Source organism: Streptomyces sp. NPDC055099 (genome assembly GCF_053607685.1).
In genome coordinates this window covers 274902-297876 of sequence record NZ_JBSGUA010000009.1, presented here as the reverse complement: position 1 = coordinate 297876, position 22975 = coordinate 274902, and the positions used below count along the sequence as shown (strand labels likewise).

At 71.3% G+C, this 22975-nt stretch carries 16 protein-coding genes; 12 read left to right on the top strand and 4 right to left on the bottom strand.

Annotated features, from left to right (window positions below):
* Window positions 1-34 precede the first annotated feature (34 nt).
* Entirely contained in the window at window positions 35-1213 is a 1179-nt protein-coding gene (gene moeZ / locus ACWFRU_RS23555) for an adenylyltransferase/sulfurtransferase MoeZ (protein ID WP_363209138.1), read from the top strand.
* A 72-nt stretch (window positions 1214-1285) separates the two neighbouring features.
* Here the strand turns inward: moeZ and ACWFRU_RS23550 are convergent, their stop codons facing one another.
* The 3 genes from ACWFRU_RS23550 to ACWFRU_RS23540 form a co-directional block, all read right to left on the bottom strand.
* Window positions 1286-2851, bottom strand: coding sequence for an alpha/beta hydrolase (locus tag ACWFRU_RS23550; protein WP_453689889.1), 1566 nt, complete (start codon window positions 2849-2851; stop codon window positions 1286-1288).
* 81 nt (window positions 2852-2932) lie between these two features.
* On the bottom strand, window positions 2933-4477 hold the full coding sequence (locus ACWFRU_RS23545) for an alpha/beta hydrolase (RefSeq protein ID WP_453689887.1): 1545 nt from the start codon (window positions 4475-4477) through the stop codon (window positions 2933-2935).
* Window positions 4478-4577: 100 nt separating this feature from the next.
* On the bottom strand, window positions 4578-7457 hold the full coding sequence (locus ACWFRU_RS23540; protein ID WP_453689885.1) for a lysylphosphatidylglycerol synthase domain-containing protein: 2880 nt from the start codon (window positions 7455-7457) through the stop codon (window positions 4578-4580).
* A 161-nt stretch (window positions 7458-7618) separates the two neighbouring features.
* Between ACWFRU_RS23540 and ACWFRU_RS23535 the strand changes: the two genes are divergently transcribed.
* The 6 genes from ACWFRU_RS23535 to nudC all read left to right on the top strand — a co-directional run bounded on the left by ACWFRU_RS23535 (window position 7619) and on the right by nudC (window position 18603).
* Window positions 7619-8080 (top strand): MGMT family protein, encoded by a 462-nt coding sequence (locus tag ACWFRU_RS23535; RefSeq protein ID WP_453689883.1) that lies wholly within the window; start codon window positions 7619-7621, stop codon window positions 8078-8080.
* Between the two features lie 261 nt (window positions 8081-8341).
* The gene (locus ACWFRU_RS23530) at window positions 8342-11632 is read left to right on the top strand and encodes an ATP-dependent helicase (protein WP_453690010.1); all 3291 of its coding nucleotides are present in this window, start codon (window positions 8342-8344) and stop codon (window positions 11630-11632) included.
* A gap of 113 nt (window positions 11633-11745) precedes the next feature.
* On the top strand, window positions 11746-12441 hold the full coding sequence (locus ACWFRU_RS23525) for a hypothetical protein (protein WP_453689881.1): 696 nt from the start codon (window positions 11746-11748) through the stop codon (window positions 12439-12441).
* Between the two features lie 80 nt (window positions 12442-12521).
* Complete coding sequence (locus ACWFRU_RS23520) at window positions 12522-16175, top strand: UvrD-helicase domain-containing protein (RefSeq protein WP_453689879.1); 3654 nt, start codon at window positions 12522-12524, stop codon at window positions 16173-16175.
* 10 nt (window positions 16176-16185) lie between these two features.
* Entirely contained in the window at window positions 16186-17607 is a 1422-nt protein-coding gene (locus ACWFRU_RS23515; RefSeq protein WP_451206467.1) for a dipeptidase, read from the top strand.
* Between the two features lie 48 nt (window positions 17608-17655).
* Window positions 17656-18603, top strand: coding sequence for an NAD(+) diphosphatase (gene nudC, locus ACWFRU_RS23510; RefSeq protein ID WP_453689877.1), 948 nt, complete (start codon window positions 17656-17658; stop codon window positions 18601-18603).
* On the opposite strand, the gene ACWFRU_RS23505 is transcribed toward nudC, so the two are convergent.
* Entirely contained in the window at window positions 18600-18839 is a 240-nt protein-coding gene (locus tag ACWFRU_RS23505) for a mycoredoxin (RefSeq protein ID WP_363209148.1), read from the bottom strand. The genes nudC and ACWFRU_RS23505 overlap by 4 nt on opposite strands.
* 45 nt (window positions 18840-18884) lie before the next feature.
* Between ACWFRU_RS23505 and ACWFRU_RS23500 the strand changes: the two genes are divergently transcribed.
* From ACWFRU_RS23500 to ACWFRU_RS23480, 5 genes are all read left to right on the top strand, one after another.
* Window positions 18885-21206, top strand: coding sequence for an ATP-dependent DNA helicase UvrD2 (locus ACWFRU_RS23500; protein WP_453690008.1), 2322 nt, complete (start codon window positions 18885-18887; stop codon window positions 21204-21206).
* 167 nt (window positions 21207-21373) lie between these two features.
* On the top strand, window positions 21374-21745 hold the full coding sequence (locus ACWFRU_RS23495; protein ID WP_453689875.1) for a hypothetical protein: 372 nt from the start codon (window positions 21374-21376) through the stop codon (window positions 21743-21745).
* Window positions 21746-21912: 167 nt separating this feature from the next.
* Window positions 21913-22284 carry a WhiB family transcriptional regulator gene (locus tag ACWFRU_RS23490; protein ID WP_344522157.1) on the top strand — a complete coding sequence of 124 codons (372 nt, stop codon included), beginning with the start codon at window positions 21913-21915 and terminating at the stop codon, window positions 22282-22284.
* The gene (locus tag ACWFRU_RS23485; protein WP_451206460.1) at window positions 22281-22604 is read left to right on the top strand and encodes a hypothetical protein; all 324 of its coding nucleotides are present in this window, start codon (window positions 22281-22283) and stop codon (window positions 22602-22604) included. The genes ACWFRU_RS23490 and ACWFRU_RS23485 overlap by 4 nt, the downstream gene beginning before the upstream one ends.
* A 121-nt stretch (window positions 22605-22725) precedes the next feature.
* Complete coding sequence (locus ACWFRU_RS23480) at window positions 22726-22926, top strand: hypothetical protein (protein WP_453689873.1); 201 nt, start codon at window positions 22726-22728, stop codon at window positions 22924-22926.
* Window positions 22927-22975 lie beyond the last annotated feature (49 nt).

Sequence of the window (22975 nt, the reverse complement as noted above, 5' to 3'; positions counted from 1 at the left end):
CAACCGTTTCCACATACCGACCAACGGAGTCTCCGTGTCGCTGCCACCCCTGGTCGAGCCAGCATCTGAGCTCACCGTCGACGAGGTCCGCAGGTACTCCCGCCACCTGATCATCCCCGACGTCGGGATGGACGGGCAGAAGCGGCTGAAGAACGCCAAGGTGCTGTGTGTCGGCGCCGGCGGCCTCGGGTCACCGGCGCTGATGTACCTCGCCGCGGCGGGCGTCGGCACGCTCGGCATCGTGGAGTTCGACGAGGTCGACGAGTCGAACCTGCAGCGCCAGATCATCCACAGCCAGGCCGACATCGGCCGCTCCAAGGCGGCGTCGGCGAAGGACTCCGTCCTCGGCATCAACCCGTACGTGAACGTGATCCTCCACGAAGAGCGGCTCGAGGCCGAGAACGTGATGGACATCTTCAGCCAGTACGACCTGATCGTCGACGGCACGGACAACTTCGCCACGCGTTACCTGGTCAACGACGCCTGCGTGCTGCTCAACAAGCCGTACGTATGGGGTTCGATCTACCGCTTCGACGGCCAGGCGTCCGTCTTCTGGAGCGAGCACGGCCCGTGCTACCGCTGCCTCTACCCGGAGCCCCCGCCGCCCGGCATGGTCCCGTCCTGCGCCGAGGGCGGCGTGCTCGGCGTGCTCTGCGCGTCGATCGGCTCCATCCAGGTCACCGAGGCGATCAAGGTCCTGGCCGGCGTGGGCGACCCGCTGGTCGGCCGCCTGATGATCTACGACGCCCTGGAGATGCAGTACCGCCAGGTCAAGGTCCGCAAGGACCCCGACTGCGCGGTCTGCGGCCCGAACGCCACCGTCACGGAGCTCATCGACTACGAGGCCTTCTGCGGCGTCGTGTCGGACGAGGCCCAGGAGGCGGCGCTCGGCGCGACGATCACTCCCAAGCAGCTCAAGGAGTGGATCGACGCGGACGAGAAGATCGAGATCATCGACGTGCGCGAGCAGAACGAGTACGAGATCGTTTCGATCCCCGGCGCCAAGCTGATCCCCAAGAACGAGTTCCTCATGGGCACCGCCCTGGAGAGCCTTCCGCAGGACAAGAAGATCGTCTTGCACTGCAAGACGGGTGTCCGGTCCGCGGAGGTCCTCGCCGTCCTGAAGTCCGCGGGCTTCAGCGACGCGGTGCACGTGGGCGGCGGCGTGATCGGCTGGGTCAACCAGATCGAGCCCGAGAAGCCGGTCTACTAGGCGTAGCGCCTGAACGGATCAGAATGGGGCCCGCACCTTTTGGTGCGGGCCCCCTCTGCTTGAACCGCTCGCTCAGTTCTCGCAGACCTTGCCGTCCTTCGGGGTCTTGCCCTCCAGCAGGTAGGCGTTCACCGTGCTGTCCACGCAGTCGCTGCCCATGCCGTACGCACCGTGGCCCTCGCCCTTCCAGGTCAGCATGGTGCCGACCCCCTTGCCGAGCTCGTCGGCCATCTTCCGCGCACCCTCGTACGGCGTCGCCGGGTCACCGGTGTTGCCGACGACCAGGATCGGCGCCGCGTCGGGGGCGCTGACCTCGGGGGAGTCGTGCAGCCCGGCCACCGGCCACTTGTGGCACCAGCCGGCCGTGTCCCAGCCCATGAACTCGCCGAAGACGGGCGATATCTCGCGGAAGTCGGCCAGTTGCGCCTTCGCCTGCGCGGGCGTCGTCCGTGCCTTGGCGTCGCGGCAGGCGATCGAGCGCTGCGAGTGGCTCTGCGTGCTGTAGCGTCCGGATTCGTCCCGTTCGTTGTAGGCGTCGGCCAGCTGCAGCAGGGCCGAGCCGTCGCCCTTCTCGGCCGCCTCCAGGCCGCGGGTCAGGGCGGGCCAGCTCTGCTGGCTGTAGAGGGTGACCGTGATGCCGGTGAGGGCCAGGGACTGGGTCAGCTTGCGGTCGCCGGAACCGGGCAGCGGCTCGGCGTCGAGGCGCTTGAGGAGGCGCACTATCTTCTGCGAGCCGTCCTTGGGGTCCTGGCCCGAGGACTTCAGGTAGTTCTCCAGGGCGCGCTGGAAGCCCCGCGCCTGATTCCTGGCGTGGCCCACGGAGTCCGCGGTCGGGTCGACGACGGCGTCCAGGGTGAGGCGCCCCGCCTTCTTGGGGAACAAGTGGGCGTACGTGCCGCCCAGTTCCGTGCCGTACGAGATGCCCATGTAGTGCAGCTTCTCGTCGCCGAGGACCTGGCGCATCACGTCCATGTCCCGGGCGGCCTCGACCGTCGAGACATGGCCGAGGAGCTTGTCCGCGTCGTCGGCGCAGCCCGCGCCGAAGTCGGCCGCGTCCTTGAAGTACGCCGCTTCCTCGGCCGGGGTGTCGGGGGTGAGGTCGACGGCCTCCGCGGCCTCCGTCTCCTTGTCGCTGCGGCAGCGGATGCCCTCGCTGCCCGCGACCCCGCGCGGGTCGAAGCTCACCAGGTCGTAGCGCTCGCGGAGCTTGTCGTACATGTCCGCGAACGACGGCAGCATGGAGACACCGGAGCCGCCGGGTCCGCCGAAGTTGAACAGGAGCGAGCCGATGCGCTTGCCCTCGCCGGTGGACCTGGCGCGGATCAGCGCGACGTCGATCGTCTCGCCGTCCGGCTTCGCGTAGTCCAGGGGGACCTTGAGGGTCGTGCACTGCCACTCGGAGCCGGGGGCGGGGTCGCCGCCGGTCGCCTTGCAGCCGCCCCAGTCGAGCTTCTGGGTGGTGAGCGAGGCGGGCAGGGTGGAGGAGGGGTCGGGCTTCGGCGACTGCTCGGGTCCGGTCGGGGCGGGCTTGGCGTCGTCCTTGCCGCCGTCCCCGTCGGAGCCACCGCAGCCGACGGCGAGCCCCGCCACCAGAACCCCTGCGGCGGCCATGGCTGCTGACCGTACGAAACGCGGCATGGAGCGCTTCCCCCCTCGGAAGACAGTCAATCCATAGTAGGCGGGACCACCGACAGTCCCCTGGGCGGGTTGATCACCCCGTCACGAGCAGACCGTGCCCTCCTTCGGCACCGCGCCGTCCAGCAGATAGCCGTTCACCGCGTCGCGCACACACTTGTTCTTGCTGTCGTACGCCCCGTGCCCCTGGCCCTTGTACGTCAGCTCGACGCCGACGCCCTTGCCCAGCGCGTCCGCCATCTTCTTCGCGCCCTCGTACGGGGTGGCCGGGTCGCCCGTGTTGCCGATGACGACGATGGGCGGCGCGCCCTGCGCGCTGACGTCCGGGTGCTCGGCGGCGCCGTCCACCGCCCAGTCGGTGCAGCCGACCATGCCCCAGGCCAGATAGTCGCCGAACAGCGGCGACGCCTCACGGAACCCGGGGAGCTTCTGCTCGACGTACTGAGGGGTGTAGCGCTCCTTGTCGTCCGCGCAGTTGATGGCGATGTTGGCTGCCTGGATGTTGCTGTACGTGCCGTCCTGGTTGCGGCCGTTCATGGAGTCGGAGAGCGCCATGAGGATCTTGCCGTCGCCGTCGTACGCCTCCTCCAGGCCCTCGGTGAGATACGGCCAGAAGTCCTTGGAGTACAGGGCCTGCGCGATGCCGTTCGTGGCGGCGGTCTGGGTCAGTTCGCGCGGCGCGATGGCGGGCAGCGGCTTGGCGTCCAGGTCCTTCAGGAGCGCCGCGATCTTGCCCTTGACGTCCTGCTCGGTGTCGCCGACGGGACAGTCCGCGACCTTCGACGTGCAGTCCTTCGCATAGTTGTCGAGCGCGAGCTGGAAGCCCTCGGCCTGGCCGAGCGAGCCCTGTTCGGCGGTCTCGGTGGGGTCGACGACCGCGTCGAAGACGGCACGGCCCACCTTCTTGGGGAACAAGTGCGCGTAGACGCCCCCGAGTTCGGTGCCGTACGAGATGCCGAAGTAGTGCAGCTTGTCGTCGCCGAGCACCTGGCGCATCAGATCCATGTCGCGGGCCGCGTCGGTGGTGCGTACGTGCGGGAGCACCTCGCCGGAGTTCTTCTCGCAGGCTCCGTTGAAGCCCTTCACGTTGTCGACGAGCTTCTTCTGCTCGGCGTCGTCGTCGGGCGTGGAGTCCTGCTGGAAGTACGTGTCGAGTTGTTCGTCGTCCTCGCACCGCACGCCCGCGCTGCGCCCGACGCCGCGCGGGTCGAAGCTCACCAGGTCGTAGCGGGTGCGCAGCTTGGCGTAGTCCTCACCGAAGGCGGGCAGCGTGGTGATGCCCGAGCCGCCGGGGCCACCGAAGTTGAAGACGAGCGAGCCGATCCGCCGGTCCTTCTCGCCGCTCGCCGCGGCGCGGATCAGGGCGATGTCGAGGGTGTCCCCCTTGGGCTTGTCCCAGTCGAGGGGGGCCTTCATGGTGGCGCACTGCCATGCGACGCCGCCGGGCAGCGGGGACGGGGCCTCGCCGCCGCCCTCGGAGGCGGCGGGCGCGGGGCAGTCCTTCCAGTCGAGCTCCTGGGCCGACAGGTTCTCGTCCCCGGAGTCCTTGGAGTCGTCTGTGCCGCAGGCCGCGAGGGTCGCGGACAGCAGGACGACAGTGGCGGCGGCACGCGCCTTGAGGTTGGGCATGCTCCCCATCCTGAGGGGGGCGTGAACGGGGCGCACGGCTGGCTCGGCCTTCCGTGAACAGGCCTCCTTCTTAAAGAAGACTCCAGGAAGACCCCTCGTTCTAAAGAAGGCCCTTCCTTGTCAGGTGGTTGAAGAACAACCACCCGGGGAGCACCGGCAGCCACAGGGTGAGGAGGCGGAAGAGGAGCACGGCGGGCGCCGCGACATCCTTGGGCACGCCCACCGCGATCAGACCGAAGGTGAGCGTCGCCTCGACCGCTCCGACACCGCCGGGCGTGGGCGCCGCGGAGCCGAGCGCGTTTCCGGCGAGGAAGACCACGGCGACGCTGGCCAGGGTCAGCGGCTTCATCTCCGTGGTGCTGAAGGCGCGTACCGAGGCGTCGAGGCAGAGCACGAACGTCAGCGTCAGGAGGAGCATGCCGCCGATGCCGGTGAGCAGCTTCTGCGGGCGCTGCAGCACGTCGAGCATGCGCGGCACGACGCCCGCGAAGAGCGAGCGCACGCGCGTGACGACGAACTTCCGAAGGAACGGGATCGCGGTCACCACGAGCACGAGCACCGCGACCGACAGGAGACCGGCGATGACGGTCCGGGACGGCGACAGGGAAGGCGTCTTCTCCGTACCGGTCACATAACCGAAGATCATCAGCAGCATGATGTGCGAGCCGAGCCCGAAGAGCTGCGAGGCGCCGACGCTCGCCACCGCGAGGCCGGAGCGCACCCCGGAGCGCTGCAGGAAGCGCGTGTTGAGCGCGACGCCGCCCACCGCGGCGGGCGCCACGATCTTCACGAACGACCCGGCGACCTGCGCCTGCACGGCCCGCAGGAACGGCACACGCTCCGGCACGAAGCCAAGCAGGCTCATCGCCGCCGCGAAGTAGCTCAGCGCCGAGCACGCCACGGCCACGGCCACCCAGCCCCACTCGGCCTCGCTGACGATCGTGTTGAAGTCGACGTGGGTGAGCTGCGAGAGCAGGAAGTACGCGCCGATGGCACCGGCGATGAAGCTGATGAGCGTGCGCGGCCTGATCCGCTCCAGCTGGGCGGGCTCGACGGGCGCCTGCGGCCGGATGAGCAGCACCTGGTGGCGGATCTGGGTGAGCAGGTCCTCCTCGCGGGCCTGGTCCAGCGCGACGTCTATGGCCTGCTTCTCGGCCTGCTTCTCCGCGCGCACGGTCTTGCGGTCGGGGCCCTTGGCGCCCCCCTCGGCGGTCTCAAGGGCTTCCGCGGCCGCGTCGGCGTTCGCCTCCGCCGCGCGGGCCAGCTTGTCCTTGCGGGAGGCCTCCAGGACCGCCTCGCGCTCGCGCTGGGACCTCTCCCTGGCCAGCTTGCGCAGGGTTCCGCGGGTCGAGCGGGTCAGCGCGATGGGCTGGAGCAGCGGCAGACAGTCGGCGACCGAGTCGGGGCCGAGCACGTCGACCGCGGTCGCCACCGCGCGTTCGGCGCCCACGCGCAGCCCGAAAGCGGTCAGGAGCTGGGCGATGTCCATCCGCAGGACGAGGTCGCCCGCGGCGATCTCACCGCCCCTGAGGTCGGTCAGGATCACCGTGCCGGAACGATCCACCAGAATCGCGTCGCCGGCGAGCCTGCGGTGCGCGATCCGCCGCGACTGGAGCGCCTGCACCTGTCGCCAGGTGTCGCACAGCAGTTCATCGGTGATGACCTCGTCCGGCAGGGAGTCCAGGGTGCGGCCGCCCGTGTGCTCGTAGACGAGGATGACGGCGTCGGGGCCGAGCTCGGAGGTGGCGATCAGCTTGGGCGCGTTGGCCCCGGCCGCGATCGCCGCGTACGCGAGGAGGGCCTCCTGCTCCAGGGCCTGGCGCAGCGACTGGAGGCTGCGGCGCTGGGTGATGCCGCGCAGCGTGAGTCTGCGCCAGGCGCGGTAGAAGAAGCCCTGGGCCTGCTGTTCGCGGTCGATGACCGTGACGTCCAGGGGCGGGCCGTCCTCCAGGGTGACGAAATAGCGGCGGCCCCGGTCGCCGTGCTCGCTGTCGGGGGAGTCCTCGCGGGCGGCGCTCACCGGGTGGAAGCCGACGTGCCGCAGACCGGCGAGCAGCGTCTGGCCGGTGGGCCGCACGTTCGGTGAGCCGACCGCGTACAGCGTGCCGTAGGCCACGCTCCAGCCGAGGAGGACGGTCAGGAGGATCGAGAACGGCGTCGTGTAGCCGGTGACCAGCATGGTGAACGCGTCGAGCAGCAGCACCACCCACAGGACCACGCGCCAGCGCGGTCTGCGGGACATCCCCACGGCTGTCATATAGGCGATGACGGGGGCCAGATAGCCGTGTACGGGGTCGGTGAGCGCGTGCAGATCGCCGGGGGACGGCCGGGTCAGCGCCTCCTGGATGGAGCCCGGCGCCGCCTTGGCGACCCAGAGGTCGGTGGCGAGCGTGACGCCGTGCGCGAGGACGGCCGCGAGGACGCCGTCGGCGATGCGCAGCCCGTCCCGTTTGACCAGTCGCTCGATGGCGAACGCGACCGGCACGAGCAGGACACCGATGCTCGCGGTGAGACCCGCGAACTTGATCAGGAGGTCGGGCGCCTGGTCGGTGCCCTTGTCGATGTCCTGGGCGAGACCCGACGTCGTGCCGTGCGCGAACGCGGCGATGGCGAGGACGACGGCGATCCCGAGGATGCCGACGAGCAGCCGCATCAGGTCGGAGGGACGGTGTACGCGCGCGGCGAGCAGCGGTTCGTCACCGGCGACGCGGTCGGTGTGGGCTTCCTCTTCGTCGGCGCAGTCGTCGGGCACGAAGGCGTCGTGGATGTCCTGCCCGGCTCCGGACAGGCCGGCTCCTGGCAACTCGGCTCCTGACAGCCCGGCCCCGTCCTTGTCGGAGCCGACCGACTTCTCGAACTTCTCGTGCTTCTTCAGGGAGTGCCCACCGGTGTCCGGGTGCGCCTCGGCCGCAGGGGTGCCCGCCGTCTCATCGGGGTGCACATCCTGCTGCTCCGTCGCCTCTTCTTGATCTCGTATCACCAGTCACCGCCCGCACGATGGTGGCATGTCCCACCGACAGAGGGGGGCATCAGGGTGCAATGCGGGGGCGCAAAGTGTTCGCCGAGCTCCAGTTTGTCTCGTACCGCACACTCTGTCGCGGGCCGCTCACTGTGTCGGTGGGGTACGGCAGGATGGACCGGATGAGCGAGGAGAGCGGACCGGAGCAAGGGCTTCCGGAGTACCCGGAGTACGCGGAGCGGGTCCTCGAGGTCGCGGAGCTGATCCCTCCGGGGCGGGTGATGACCTACGGGGACGTCGCCGAGTGGCTGGAGGAGGGCGGTCCCCGGCAGGTCGGTCGGGTGATGGCGCTCTACGGAGGGGCGGTTCCGTGGTGGCGCGTGGTGCGCTCGGACGGCGTGCTCCTGCCCGGCCACGAACTGCGGGCGATCGACCACTACCGCGCGGAGGGCACACCGCTGCGTGAGGCGAGCCGCGCGGCCCAGGGCCATGTGCCGCGCCTCGACATGCGACGGGCACGCTGGGACGGCGCCGGTCCGCACGGGGGTAGCGCCGGTCCGCGCGGGGGCGGCGAGGCGGCGGGCGACGACGCGGCGGGAAGCGGCGAGGCCGCTCACCCGCGGGCTCCGGAGGCTCACACCTGACAGCTTCGGCCATCGCGCGCGGTCGCGGGGGACCGGTGGCCCGTACGGGGGAAGCCACGCGTCCCGCACGCCCGCTGGCGTAGCGTCGACCGCACGCATCTCCCTCACCCCGCTCTCTCATCCCGCGGCCACCGCGCAGCCGTTTTTCACCACGTACACCCACCAGGACCGGCGACCCACGTGAGCTCCACTTCTTCCGCCCGGCACACCCGGCACCCGTCGCACCCCCAGGGGCGACAGGGGAGCCAGGGTGCCTATCGGCTGGTGCGTACCCCGCCGGTCCGCGTGGACCCCCCTCGTCTTGACGCACGGCAGCGTGCGGTGGTTGACCACCCGGGAGGGCCGCTGCTCGTCCTGGCGGGGCCCGGCACGGGCAAGACGACGACGCTCGTGGAGTCCGTCGCCGCGCGGGTCGCCAAGGGCACGGAGCCGGAGCGGGTCCTGGTCCTCACCTTCAGCCGCAAGGCCGCCGTGGAACTGCGTGACCGCATGGCGCTGCGCATAGGAGCGGCCAACGCCCCGCAGGCGACGACGTTCCACTCCTTCTGTTACGCCCTCATCCGCGCCCACCAGGACGCCGACCTGTTCGTCGAGCCGCTCCGGCTGCTCTCGGGCCCCGAGCAGGACGTGGCCGTACGCGAGCTCCTCGCGGGCCAGATCGACTTGGCGGGGGAGGGGCGCTCGCACGTCCGCTGGCCGGACGAACTGCGCGCCTGCCTGACCACGCGTGGCTTCGCCGACGAGGTGCGCGCGGTGCTCGCCCGGAGCCGTGAACTGGGTCTCGGTCCCGATGCCCTGGACGCCTTCGCCCGGCGCGCGGGGCGCCCGGACTGGGGCGCGGCGGCGGCGTTCCTCGCGGAGTACCTGGACGTACTCGACATGCAAGGAGTGCTCGACTACGCGGAACTGGTGCACCGCGCGGTGCTGCTCGCGCGCCGCCCCGAGGTCGCGCGGGCGCTCGGAGCGCAGTACGACGCGGTGTTCGTGGACGAGTACCAGGACACGGACCCGGCGCAGGTGCGGCTGCTGCACGCGCTTGCCGGGGGCGGGCGGTCTCTCGTCGCGTTCGGCGACCCGGACCAGTCGATCTACACCTTCCGGGGTGCCGACGTGAACGGCATCCTGGAGTTCCCCGACCGCTTCCCGCGCGCGGACGGCACCGCGGCGCCCGTGGAGGTACTGACGACCTCGCGCAGGTCCGGCGCAGCCCTCCTGGCGGCCACCCGCCTGCTCACCCGCCGCATGCCGCTCACCAGGCTGCCCGCGGACAAGGTGCGGGCCCACCGGGAACTGGCCGCGGTTCGCGAGGGCGGCCGCGTGGAGACGTACACCTACCCGACGGCGGGCGCCGAGCTCGACAACATCGCGGACATCCTGCGCCGCGCGCACCTGGAGGACGGTGTTCCGTGGGGTGAGATGGCGGTCCTGGTCCGCGCGGGTGCCCATACGATCCCCGCGGTCCGCCGCAGCCTCACCGCGGCCGGCGTCCCCCTGGACATCGACGGCGACGACATCGCCCTGCGCCACGAACCGGCGGTCACGCCCCTTCTGACGGCGCTGCGGGCGGTGGCTACGGCGGTGGTGTCGGAGGTGCCGTCTGCGGAGCCGGAACCGGAACCGGAGCCAGAGCCGGAGCCGGAGCTAGGGGCCGAAGCCGAACCCGGAGCCACCGCCTCCCCCTGGCTCGACACCGAGACCGCCCTGACCCTCCTGACGTCCCCCCTCGCCGGCATGGACGCCGCCGATCTCCGCCGTCTGGGGCGTGCCCTCCGCGCGGAGGAGCGCGCCGCGGGGAACCACCTTCCGCCGCCCTCCGACGACCTCCTCGCGCGTGCCCTTGCCGAACCGGAGCGGCTCGTCGCGCACGACCCCGCGTACGCGCGAGGCGCCCAGCGGCTCGGCGCGCTGCTCCGCAAGGCCCGTGAGCGGCTCGCGGGCGGCGGCACCGCCGAGGAGGCGCTCTGGGAGCTGTGGGACGGCACGCCGTGGCCGCGCCGCCTGGAGCGGACCGCGCGGCGCGGAGGCGCCGCGGGGCGCAACGCGGACCGCGATCTCGACGCGGTCTGCGCCCTGTTCGCGTACGCCTCCCGCGCGGAGGAGCGCACCGGAGGGCGCGGAGCCCTCAACTTCCTGGAGGAGACCGAGGCGCAGGACATCGCGGCGGACACCCTCATGCGCAGGGCGGTACGCCCCGACGCCGTACGCCTGATGACGGCGCACCGCTCCAAGGGCCTGGAGTGGCGGCTCGTGGTGGTCGCCGGGGTCCAGGAAGGCCTCTGGCCCGACCTGCGCCGCCGTGGCTCCCTCCTGGAGGCCGACCGCATCGGCAGTGACGGCCTGGCCGAGCCCCTCACTCCCGGAGCGCTCCTCTCCGAAGAGCGCCGGTTGTTCTACGTGGCCGCCACGCGCGCGCGTGAGCGCCTCGTCGTCACCGCCGTCAAGGCGCCCGCGGACGACGGCGACCAGCCGTCCCGCTTCCTCACGGAACTCGGCGTCGAACCCAAGGACATAACGGGCCGCCCGCGCCGCCCCCTCTCCGTCTCCGCGCTCGTCGCCGAGCTGCGCTCCACCACCGTCGACCCCCGGGTCTCGGAGCCGCTGCGCGAGGCCGCCGCGCACCGCCTGGCCCGGCTCGCGGCGCTGAGCGACGCCGACGGGCGCCCCCTCGTGCCGTCCGCGCACCCGTACCGCTGGTGGGGCATGTACGAGCCGACGGCCAGTGAAGTCCCCCTGAGGGACCGCGACAAGCCCGTCGTCCTGTCCGGAAGCGCCCTGGACCAGCTCGCCAACACCTGCTCCTTGCAGTGGTTCCTGGGCCGCGAGGTGAAGGCGGACGCCCCCGCGACCGCCGCCCAGGGCTTCGGCAACGTGGTGCACGTCCTGGCCGACGAGGTGGCCTCCGGCAGGACACCCGCCGACCTCGCCGTCCTCATGGAGCGCCTCGACTCGGTCTGGGACGCGCTGGCCTTCGACGCCCCCTGGAAGTCGGCGCAGGAGAAGGAGCACGCGCGCGTGGCGCTCGAACGGTTCCTGCAGTGGCATGTGATGGACCGTGCGACCCGCACCCCGGTCAGCAGCGAGCACGACTTCGACGTGACCCTCGAAGCGGGGCCCTACGAAGTACGCGTGCGCGGCTCCATGGACCGCGTCGAGCAGGACGCGCAAGGGCGTGCCTACGTAGTGGACTTCAAGACCGGCAAGCAGACGCCCACCGCCGCCGAGGTGGCCCGTCACCCGCAGCTCGCCGTCTACCAGCTCGCCCTGCGCGAAGGAGCGGTCGACGACGCCTTCGGAGGCGTACGTCCGCAGGCGGGCGGCGCGGAACTGGTGCAGCTGCGCCAGGGCGCCGCCAAGAAGGACGGCGGCGAGACCCTCCCCAAGGTGCAGGCCCAGGAGCCGCTGGCCGGGGAGTGGGTGGGCGACCTGCTCGCCACGGCGGCCGGCAAGGTCCTGGACGAACGCTTCACACCCACCACGGGCCAGCACTGCACGCACTGCGCTTTCCGCGCCTCGTGCAGCGCACGGCCGGAGGGCCGACAGGTGGTGGACTGATCTACCCCGGGGTGCCAGTGGCCAACGTCACCCTTCTCCGTGCGCGCTCATAGCAGCCGCACAGGCCATCTAAAGTCGCGGCAAAGCTAAACGTCTCATGAGGAGAAACACACATGGCAGCCAACCGGAAGATCCTGGCCGCGGCAGTCGTCTGCGCCGCCGCGTTCGTGGGCATCACGGGCTGCTCCAGCGAGGAGAAGGACCCCTTCGAGGGGATGAGCGCCGACAAGATCGCCAAGAAGGCGTCCAACGCGTCCAAGGACGCGGGCTCCTTCCGGGTGGCCGGCGAAGGCAAGCAGGACTCCAAGACGGTCAAGGTCGACTTCTCGGTCGCCAAGTCGGGGGACTGCAAGGGCAAGATGGACGGTGGCACGGGAGGCACCGCCGAACTGCTCGTGTCCGGCGACACCCAGTACATGAAGGGCGACGAGGCGTTCTGGAAGGACGCCATGGGCGGCAGCGGCCAGGCCTCGGCCCTCAAGGACAAGTGGGTGAAGACGCCGAACCCGAAGGGCGAGGGTGTCTGTGACGCCGACGCCATGTTCCAGTCCAAGGACCTCAAGGACCTCAAGCGCGGGGAGGACTCCGAGGTCGACGGCAAGAAGGCGGCCGTCCTCACGAAGAACAAGTCGGGCAAGAAGACCACCTTCTACGTGGCCGCGGAAGGCAAGCCGTACTTCCTGAAGGTCGTCACCACGGGCAAGGAAGACCCGGGCACGATGAACTTCTCCGACTACGGCAAGCCCGTCGCCGTCAAGGCGCCGGCGCCGGGCGACGTCATGGACATGGAAGAGCTCATGAAGTCCTGACGCCTTGACACCATGAGCGACGGCGGCCACTGACGACCGGGAGACCCCGATTGTCAGTGGCCGCCGCTAGCCTCTCTGACGTGTCACCTCGCATCACCGACCCCGAGCAGCTCAAAGAGCTCCTCGGCATCCCGTTCACCCCGGAGCAGACGGCCTGCATCATCGCGCCGCCCGCCCCGCAGGTGATCGTGGCCGGAGCCGGGTCGGGCAAGACGACGGTGATGGCGGCCCGCGTGGTGTGGCTGGTCGGCACCGGGCAGGTCGCCCCCGAGCAGGTCCTCGGCCTGACGTTCACGAACAAGGCGGCCGGTGAACTGGCCGAGCGCGTGCGCCAGGCGCTGATCAAGGCCGGGGTCACCGATCCCGAGGCCCTTGACCCGGACCACCCTCCGGGCGAGCCGGTCATCTCCACGTACCACGCCTTCGCGGGCCGCCTCCTGACCGACCACGGGCTGCGCATAGGGCTCGAACCCACCGCCCGGCTGCTCGCCGACGCCACCCGCTTCCAGCTCGCCGCGCGCGTGCTGCGCGAGGCACCGGGCCCGTATCCCGCGCTGACCCGTTCCTTCCCCGACCTCGTCAGCGACCTCCTCGCGCTCGACGGCGAGCTCGCCGAGCATCTCGTACGTCCCGAGAAGCTCCGCGCGTACGACACCGAGCTGCTGCGAGCCCTGGAGGGCGCCAAGCTCTCCAACGCCGACCTGCGCAAGGTGCCGGAGACGGCCGCCGCCCGGCTCGAACTGGCCGAGCTCGTCGGCCGCTACAGGGAGGCGAAGAGCGCCCGCGATCTCCTCGACTTCGGCGACCAGATCGCCCTCTCCGCGACGCTGGCCCGCACCCGCGCGGAGGTCGGCGAGATCCTGCGGGACGAGTTCCGGGTCGTCCTGCTCGACGAGTACCAGGACACCTCGGTCGCCCAGCGCATCCTCCTGGCGGGCCTCTTCGGAGGCGGCACGGGCCACCCCGTGACGGCGGTCGGCGACCCCTGCCAGGCGATCTACGGCTGGCGCGGCGCCTCTGTGGCGAACCTGGACGACTTCCCCGAGCACTTCGCGCACGCCGACGGGCGCCCCGCGGCCCGCCACGCCCTCAGCGAGAACCGCCGCAGCGGCGGCCGCCTCCTGGACCTCGCGAACGGCCTCGCGGAGCCCCTGCGCGCGATGCACGCGGGCGTGGAGGCACTGCGGCCCGCGCCCGGCGCCGAGCGCGACGGCATGGTGCGGTGCGCCCTCCTTCGCACGCACGCCGAGGAGGTCGACTGGATGGCCGACTCCATCGCGCACCTCGTGCGCACCGGGAAGGCCCCCGGCGAGATCGCCGTCCTGTGCCGCACGGCCACCGACTTCGCGCAGATCCAGGGCGCGCTGGTGGCCCGCGACGTCCCCGTCGAGGTCGTCGGTCTCTCCGGGCTTCTGCACCTCCCGGAGGTCGCCGACCTGGTCGCCGTCTGCGAGGTGCTCCAGGACCCGGGCGCCAACGCCTCCCTGGTGCGCCTGCTGACCGGCCCGCGCTGGCGCATCGGCCCGCGCGACCTCGCCCTCCTCGGCCGCCGCGCGCGCCTTCTCGTACGCCACGGGCACGCGGCCCCGGACGACGACCCGGACCGGCGGCTCGCGGAAGCGGTCGAGGGGGTCGACCCCGCCGAGGTGATATCGCTCGCGGACGCGCTCGACACGTTCCTGGAGACGCCTCTGGAGGAGGACACGGAGGACGACGGGCTGCCTTTCTCGCCGGAGGCGAGGGTGCGCTTCGCCCGTCTCGCGGCCGAACTCCGTGATCTGCGCCGCTCCCTGGCCGACCCGCTCATGGACGTCCTGCACCGGGTGCTCGCCGTCACGGGCCTCGAGGTCGAACTCTCCGCGTCGCCGCACGCCCTCGCGGCCCGCCGCCGCGAGACCCTCTCGAACTTCCTGGACGTCGCCGCGTCCTTCGCGGCGAACGACAGCGGGGCGAGCCTGCTGGCCTTCCTCGCCTTCCTGCGGACGGCCGCGCAGTACGAGAAGGGCCTGGACAACGCCCTGCCCGGCGGCGAGAACACGGTCAAGGTGCTCACCGCCCACAAGTCCAAGGGCCTGGAGTGGGACGTCGTGGCCGTCCCCGGCCTGGTCACCGGGACGTTCCCGAGCACGCAGGGCCGCGAGAAGTGGACGGCCCAGGGCAAGGTCCTTCCGCACGCGCTGCGCGGCGACGCGGCGACCCTGCCGGACATAGAGACGTGGGATTCCCGGTCCATGAAGGCGTTCCATGAGGACATGAAGGAGCACCAGCGCACCGAGGAACTCCGGCTCGGCTATGTGGCGTTCACCCGGCCCCGCTCGCTGCTCCTGGGCTCCGGCCACTGGTGGGGTCCCTCACAGAAGAAGCCGCGCGGCCCCTCGGACTTCCTCCGGGCGCTGTACGACCACTGCGCGGTGGGCCACGGGGAGATCGAGGCCTGGGCGGACGAACCGGAGGAGGGCGAGGAGAACCCCGCCCTGGCGGAAGGCGCCGCGGAGCACGCGTGGCCGCTCCCGCTGGACGACACGTCCCTCGCCCGCCGCAGGGCCGCCGCCCAGACGGTCCTCACGCAGCTGGACCGCCTGACCGCGGAACAGGCGGGCGAGGGAGCGCGGGACGATGCCCGCTCGCACGAAGAGCCCCACCCGTCGGCGTACGACGACGTGCCCCCAGCCGAGGACCCTGACTGGCCCCCGCCTCCGGAGGACGAGGAGCCGCCGTTCGACGAGGCCGGCTTCCCGGACGTCGCCCCGGACGACTGGGACGACCTGCCCCAGGAACGCCCCACGCTGCCCCACGCGCGCGTGCACCTCCCCACGGGCCCGGAAGGAGTCCCGCAGCGCCCCGAAGGAGTCCCGCAGGGCCCCGAAGGAGTCCCGCAGGGCCCCGAAGGAGACCCGCACCAGGCGGCCGTCCCGCACCAAGCGCCCGAGCCGGAGGCCCGGCAGCACCCGCCGGAACCCGAAGCCATCCCGGAGCGCGCCCGCCTCACCCCGGAGGAGGCCCGCACGCTCGCCTCCTGGGACCGTGACCTGGACGCCCTCACCGGCGAACTCCTGCGCGCCCGTGAAGCGGTCAGGGACATCCCCGTACCGGCATCGCTCACGGCGTCCGAAGTGCTGCGTCTGGCCGCCGACCCCGAGGGCTTCGCGCAGGAGCTCGCGCGCCCCATGCCACGCCCGCCGCAGCCCGCGGCCCGGCGCGGCACCCGCTTCCACGCCTGGATCGAGACCCGCTTCGAGGAGCTGCGCCTGCCGCTGCTCGGCCCCGAGGACCTGCCGGGCGGCGGCCCCGGAGAGGCCGAGATCGCCGACGAACGCGACCTGGACGCGCTCAAGGAAGCCTTCGAGCGCACCGAGTACGCCCACCGCACCCCGCACCGCGTCGAGGTGCCCTTCCAGCTGACGCTCGCCGGCCGCGTGGTCCGCGGCCGGATCGACGCGGTCTACAAGGAGGTCGACGGCGACGACGTGACGTACGAGATCGTCGACTGGAAGACCAGCCGCACCCGCACCGCCGACCCCCTCCAGCTCGCCGTCTACCGCCTGGCCTGGGCCGAGCTGCACGATCTGCCCCCGGAGTCCGTGAAGGCGTCGTTCCTGTACGTGCGCAGCGGCGAGACGTCCCGCCCCGCGCACCTGCCGGGCCGGGCCGAGCTGGAGCGCATCCTGCTCGCGGAACCGGGCGGGCAGCCGGGTGACGAACCACCGGACGATCCGGCTCCCGGGGGCGGCTAGGCTCGTGACCATGAGCCAGTCCGTTGACAGTGACGTCAGTGGCGTCAGCGCCGTTCGTACGTACATCCAGACCCACCGTGCCGCCTTTCTCGACGACCTCGCCGAGTGGCTGCGCATCCCCTCGGTGTCGGCACAGCCCGACCACGCGCAGGACGTGCGGCGCAGCGCGGACTGGCTCGCCGCTCAGCTCAAGGAGACCGGCTTCCCGACCGCCGAGGTCTGGCAGACGGCCGGCGCTCCCGCCGTCTTCGCCGAGTGGCCCTCGGGCGACCCACAGGCCCCCACGATCCTCGTCTACGGCCACCACGACGTGCAGCCCGCGGCCCGCGAGGACGGCTGGCACACGGACCCCTTCGAGCCCGTCGTCCAGGGCAACCGCCTCTACGCGCGCGGGGCCGCCGACGACAAGGGCCAGGTGTTCTTCCACACACTCGGCGTCCGTGCCCACCTCGCCGCCACCGGCCGCACCGCCCCCGCCGTGAACCTGAAGCTCCTGATCGAGGGCGAGGAGGAGTCGGGCTCCCCGCACTTCCGCGCGCTCATCGAGGAGCACAAGGAACGCATCGCGGCCGACGCGGTGATCGTCTCGGACACGGGCATGTGGGCGGAGGACACCCCCACGGTGTGCACCGGGATGCGCGGTCTCGCCGACTGCGAGATCGAGCTGCGCGGCCCTGACCAGGACATCCACTCGGGCTCCTTCGGCGGCGCCGTCCCGAACCCGGCGACCGCAGCCGCCCGCCTCGTCGCGGCGCTGCACGACGAGCACGCGCGCGTGGCCGTACCGGGCTTCTACGAAGGCATCACCGAACTCACCGACCGCGAGCGCGAACTCTTCGCCGAGCTGCCCTTCGACGAGGAGCGCTGGCTGCGTACGGCCAAGTCCCACGCGACATACGGAGAGGCGGGTCACACCACTCTGGAGCGCATCTGGGCCCGCCCCACCGCCGAGGTGAACGGCATCGGGGGCGGCTACCAAGGGCCGGGCGGCAAGACGATCGTCCCGTCGTCCGCGTTCCTGAAGCTCTCCTTCCGCCTCGTCGCGGGCCAGGACCCGGACCGCGTCGAAGAAGCCGTACGCACCTGGGTCGCCGACCAGTTGCCGAACGGAATCAGCCACACGATCACCTTCGGCGCCGCCACGCGCCCGTGCCTGACGCCGCTCGACCACCCCGCCCTGCAGTCCGTCGTACGGGCGATGGGCCAGGCCTTCGAGCAGCCGATCCGCTTCACCCGGGAGGGCGGTTCGGGCCCGGCGGCCGACCTCCAGGACGTACTCGCCGCCCCCGTGCTCTTCCTGGGCATCTCCGTGCCGTCCGACGGCTGGCACGCACCGAACGAGAAGGTCGAACTCGATCTGCTCCTCAAGGGAGTCGAGACGACGGCCTACCTGTGGGGCGATCTCGCCGAGCACTGGCGCGATGCACACTGAACACGCCCTGCCGCACCACCCATTCCATCGGGGGAGTTGGAAGCACCTGTGACCACCTGGACCGACCGCACCGCTGACCGTCCCGTCTCGCTCACCGCACCGAGCGGCATCGACCGCGCGGCCCACCACCGGCTCGACGAGGCCTGGCTCGCCGCCGCCTGGAGCCACCCCACGACACGGGTCTTCGTGGTCTCCGGCGGCCAGGTACTCATCGACGAGACGCCCGAAGGCGCCACCGAACTGGTGATGACGCCGTCCTTCGAGGCACCCCTGACCGAGGCCCACCGCTACTTCCTGGGCACGGACGACGACGGCGTCAGCTACTTCGCGCTGCAGAAGGACTCCCTGCCGGGCCGCATGGACCAGCAGGCGCGCCCCGCGGGCCTGCGCGAGGCCGGACTCCTCCTGTCGCCCCGTGACGCGGGCCTGATGGTGCACGCCGTCGCCCTGGAGAACTGGCAGCGCCTGCACCGCTTCTGCTCGCGCTGCGGCGAGCGCACGGTCATCGCGGCGGCCGGCCACATCCGCCGCTGCCAGGCGTGCGGCGCGGAGCACTACCCGCGTACGGACCCGGCCGTGATCATGCTCGTGACGGACGACCAGGACCGCGCGCTCCTCGGCCGCCAGGTGCACTGGCCCGAGGGCCGCTTCTCGACGCTCGCGGGCTTCGTGGAGCCGGGCGAGTCCATCGAGACGTCGGTGCGGCGCGAGGTCTGGGAGGAGGCCGGTGTCGTGGTCGGCGACGTCGAGTACGTCGCGAGCCAGCCCTGGCCGTTCCCCTCCAGCCTGATGCTGGGCTTCATGGCCGAGGCCACGTCCTCGGAGATCAACGTGGACGGCGAGGAGATCTCCGAGGCGCGCTGGTTCTCCCGGGAAGACCTACGGGCCGCATTCGAGTCCGGGGAGGTCCTGCCTCCCTACGGGATCTCGATTGCGGCCCGACTGATCGAGCTCTGGTACGGAAAGCCCCTGCCGAAGCCGGGCACCGTCGGCTAGGCCAGCTTCTGCTTCACCTGGGCCAGCGACGGGTTCGTCAGCGTCGAGCCGTCCGGGAAGAGAACGGTGGGAACCGTCTGGTTTCCGCCGTTCGCCTTCTCGACGAAGGTCGCGGAATCCGGGTCGTGCTCAATGTTGATCTCGTTGTACGTGATGCCCTCGCGGTCCATCTGGCCCTTGAGCCGGCGGCAGTAGCCGCACCACGTGGTGCTGTACATCGTCACAGTGCCCGGCATGTGTCTCGCGCTCCTTTGTTGCTCGGGGTGCGTCATCGCAATGACCTGAACGTACGTGACCCGGCCACCATTCCCGCATTAGTACGACCGCAGCCGCCTCCCTGTGGACAACCGGCTCACGCGCCTCCGGCGACCTGGCAGCATGGCGGGGTGACAGCAGCAACGCACTCCACCCTCTTCCCGCAGGTCCCGGACTCTGCCGACGCGGTGCTCGCCGGGCTCGACCCCGAGCAGCGCGAGGTGGCAACCGCCCTGCACGGGCCGGTGTGTGTCCTGGCGGGCGCCGGGACGGGCAAGACCCGGGCGATCACACACCGCATCGCCTACGGCGTGCGCGCCGGAATCCTCCAGCCGGCCAGCGTGCTCGCCGTCACGTTCACCAACCGCGCGGCGGGCGAGATGCGCGGGCGTCTGCGCCAGCTCGGCGCCTCCGGGGTCCAGGCCCGCACGTTCCACTCCGCGGCGCTGCGCCAGCTCCAGTTCTTCTGGCCGAAAGCAGTCGGTGGTCAGCTGCCCCGGATCGTCGACCGCAAGATCAAGCTCGTCGCGGACGCGGCGGCAGCGTCCCGCATCCGCCTCGACCGCAACGAACTGCGGGACGTGACGAGCGAGATCGAGTGGTCCAAGGTCACCCAGACCGTCCCCGCCGACTACGCTGCCGCCGCCGCCAAGTCCGGCCGCCTCGTCCCCCGCGACGCGGCCGAGATCGCCCAGATCTACGGCGCGTACGAAGATCTCAAGCGCGACCGCTCCGTCATCGACTTCGAGGACGTCCTGCTCCTGGCCGTCGGCATCCTCCAGGACCGCCACGACATCGCCGACCAGGTCCGCGCCCAGTACCAGCACTTCGTGGTCGACGAGTATCAGGACGTCAGCCCGCTCCAGCAGCGCCTCCTGGAGCTGTGGCTCGGCGACCGGGACAGCCTCTGCGTCGTCGGCGACGCCAGCCAGACGATCTACTCCTTCACCGGCGCGACCCCCGACCACCTGCTGAACTTCCGCACCCGCCACCCCGGGGCGACGGTCGTCAAGCTCGTCAGGGACTACCGCTCCACGCCCCAGGTCGTCCACCTCGCCAACGGCCTGCTCTCCCAGGCCCGCGGCCGCGCCGCGGACCACCGCCTCGAACTGATCTCCCAGCGCGACGCCGGGGCCGAGCCCTTCTACACGGAGTACGCGGACGAGCCCGCCGAGGCCGAGGGCGCCGCCCGCCGCATCCGTGCCCTCATCGCCGACGGCGTCCCGGCGAGCGAGATCGCCGTCCTGTTCCGCACGAACTCCCAGTCCGAGATCTACGAACAAGCGCTCGCCGACGCCGGCGTGCCCTATCAGCTGCGGGGCGCCGAGCGGTTCTTCGAGCGCACCGAGGTCAGGGAGGCGGGCGCCGCGCTGCGCGGCGCGGCGCGCTTCGGGGGCAACGACTCCCTGCTCGATGATGTCGTCGACCTGCCCTCGCAGGTGCGGGCCGTCCTCTCCACGAAGGGCTGGACGACACAGCCTCCGGCGGGCTCCGGCGCGGCCCGCGACCGCTGGGAATCCCTGGCGGCCCTGGTGCGCCTCGCCGAGGACTTCGCGCGGGCCAAGCCCGGCGCGACGCTCGCCGACCTCGTGGGGGAGCTCGACGAGCGCGCGAACGCCCAGCACGCGCCGACCGTGGAGGGCGTCACCCTCGCCTCGCTGCACGCCGCCAAGGGCCTGGAGTGGGACGCCGTCTTCCTGGTCGGTCTCGCCGAGGGCATGATGCCGATCACGTACGCCAAGACCGACGAGCAGGTGGAGGAGGAGCGCCGCCTCCTGTACGTGGGCGTCACCCGGGCGCGCTCCCACCTCTCCCTCTCCTGGGCGCTGTCGCGTTCGCCGGGAGGCCGCGGGGGACGCCGCCCCAGCCGCTTCCTTGACGGGCTGCGACCGGGCTCGGGGGCGGGCACCGGAGCCCGGTCGGCGGGCGGCGGGCCCGGTGGCGTCGAGCGCGGCAGCGGCAGCGCCGGCGAGGAGAGCGGCGGTGGCGCCAGGAGCCGCCGGCGGACGAGCAGGTCCCCGGCCCGGTGCCGGGTCTGCGGGCGGTCCCTGACCGACGCGGGCGAGATGAAGCTGATGCGCTGCGAGGACTGCCCGTCCGACATGGACGAAGGGCTCTACGAACGCCTGCGGGAATGGCGCGCGGGCCAGGCGGAGATCCTCGGACAGCCCGCCTACTGCGTGTTCACGGACAAGACCTTGATCGCCATCGCGGAGGCCTCGCCCGACGAGGAGGGCGAGCTGGCCCGGATCCCGGGCGTCGGCGTGCGCAAGCTCAACCGCTTCGGATCTGATGTCCTCGCCATTTGCGCAGGTGAGGAGCGTGTAAGGGGCGCCGATGGCAACTGATTCAAACTCGTCGAGAAAATAGTTTGCGCATGCGCAAGGAAGACCCATAGGTTCTTAAGCACGGGAACGGCGGCTTCTCCGAAGCCCTCGCTCCGTGCTGTACTTAATAGTCCGCCCGCAGGATCGGTTTCGATCGATCCCATAGACGCCGAGAGGAGGCGATTCCAGTGATCAGCATCAACGAGAGCTTCGTCAGCACCGCCAAAATGACCGATCGCTCGGTCGTCGCTTCCTGCCTGCTCGGCTTCTCGAACCTGGGCACCGGTCTGTCCGGTGGCATCGCTGCCGCCGCCGTCCGTCCGGAGTCCTCTGCCCTGCCTCTGTCCCCGCGCGCCGCTCACATCGCTCTCAACGTTCTTCCGATGCGTGAGGTCAATGAGGGCAGCGAGCGAGCGACCAAGGCACCGGAAGCAGTAGCGACGGCACAGGCGCAGGCCTATGCCTTTGCGGCAGCCGGTGCCGGATCCAAGAAGCAGACGACGCAGCACCACACGATGTGGGCCTTCCGTGGGCTCGAACCCTGGAGTGATCCAGTCTGATCCTCGATCAGACCGGCGCCTTCAGGGCCGCGGAACCCCACCCGGGATCCGCGGCCCTTCTGTTTTCCCCAAAACGGGATGACGGAGCGAAGGGGCCGAGCAAGACCCGGTACCAGCCGCCAACCGGCCGACCCAGGCCGGCACGACCAGACGAGGAAAACACCACCGTGCAACTCGAAGCGCACGCCCCGTCCGTACCGCCTTCAGAGACTCTCCCCCCGCCCGCTCCCACGGAGGACCCGACCTTGACCCCCCTGACCGCGCTCACCGCGCTCGACGACGCCATCGAGAACCTCGGCGTACCCGTCCCCTGCCGTGCCTACGACCCCGAGGTCTTCTTCGCCGAGTCGCCCGCCGACGTCGAGTACGCCAAGTCCCTCTGCCGTACCTGCCCGCTGATGGAGGCCTGCCTGGCCGGCGCCAAGGAGCGGCGTGAGCCGTGGGGCGTCTGGGGCGGCGAGCTCTTCGTCCAGGGTGTCGTCGTCGCCCGCAAGCGGCCGCGTGGCCGTCCGCGCAAGAACCCGGTTGTCGCCGCATGAACGCCATCGGAACGATCGATCGCCCCCTGACGCACGACCCCAAGAAGCAGGCCCCGATGAAGGCAGCCACCGCTGAGCCCGCAGGCTCCGCCACCCCGGACTTCACCACCACCGGCGCGAACGACTCGCGTCAGAACAGGACCCGCGAGATGCAACTCATCCCAGAAGCCCTGGCTCGTGCGCATATGCACGAACGCATGCGTGAGGCCGAGGCCCAGCGCCCGGCCGCTCGCCTGATGGCCGCCCGCCGGATGCAGCGCCGCGCCGAGCGCGCGTCGCTGCGTGCCAGGCGCGCGCTCGCCATCGCCGTCATGCAGTGACGAGTCGGCGGACGCGCTGACAGAGCCACACCACGATGCCCGCGGGGGCCGGTCCGAACGGACCGGCCCCCGCGGTGCGTTGTGCCGGGCGAACCTCTGGGAGCGGCGATAGGGTCGCCGAGTGGACCAGCAGACTCCTCAGCCCTCGGGCAGCGAGAATGCCGAGCATCTCGTGTGCTCCCGCTGCGGCACGGTTGCCGAAGACACGCCGCCCACCTGGACCTGTTCCGTGGAGAACGGCGTCAGACGCTACTTCTGCGACTCCTGCGCCCGCGAGAACCTCAGGGCCATCGAGGGGCGACTCGACTCCCCGTGGTGGTGAATTCCGGTGGTGAGTCCTACCGGGCGGTGAGGCCTGCCGGGCGGTGAGG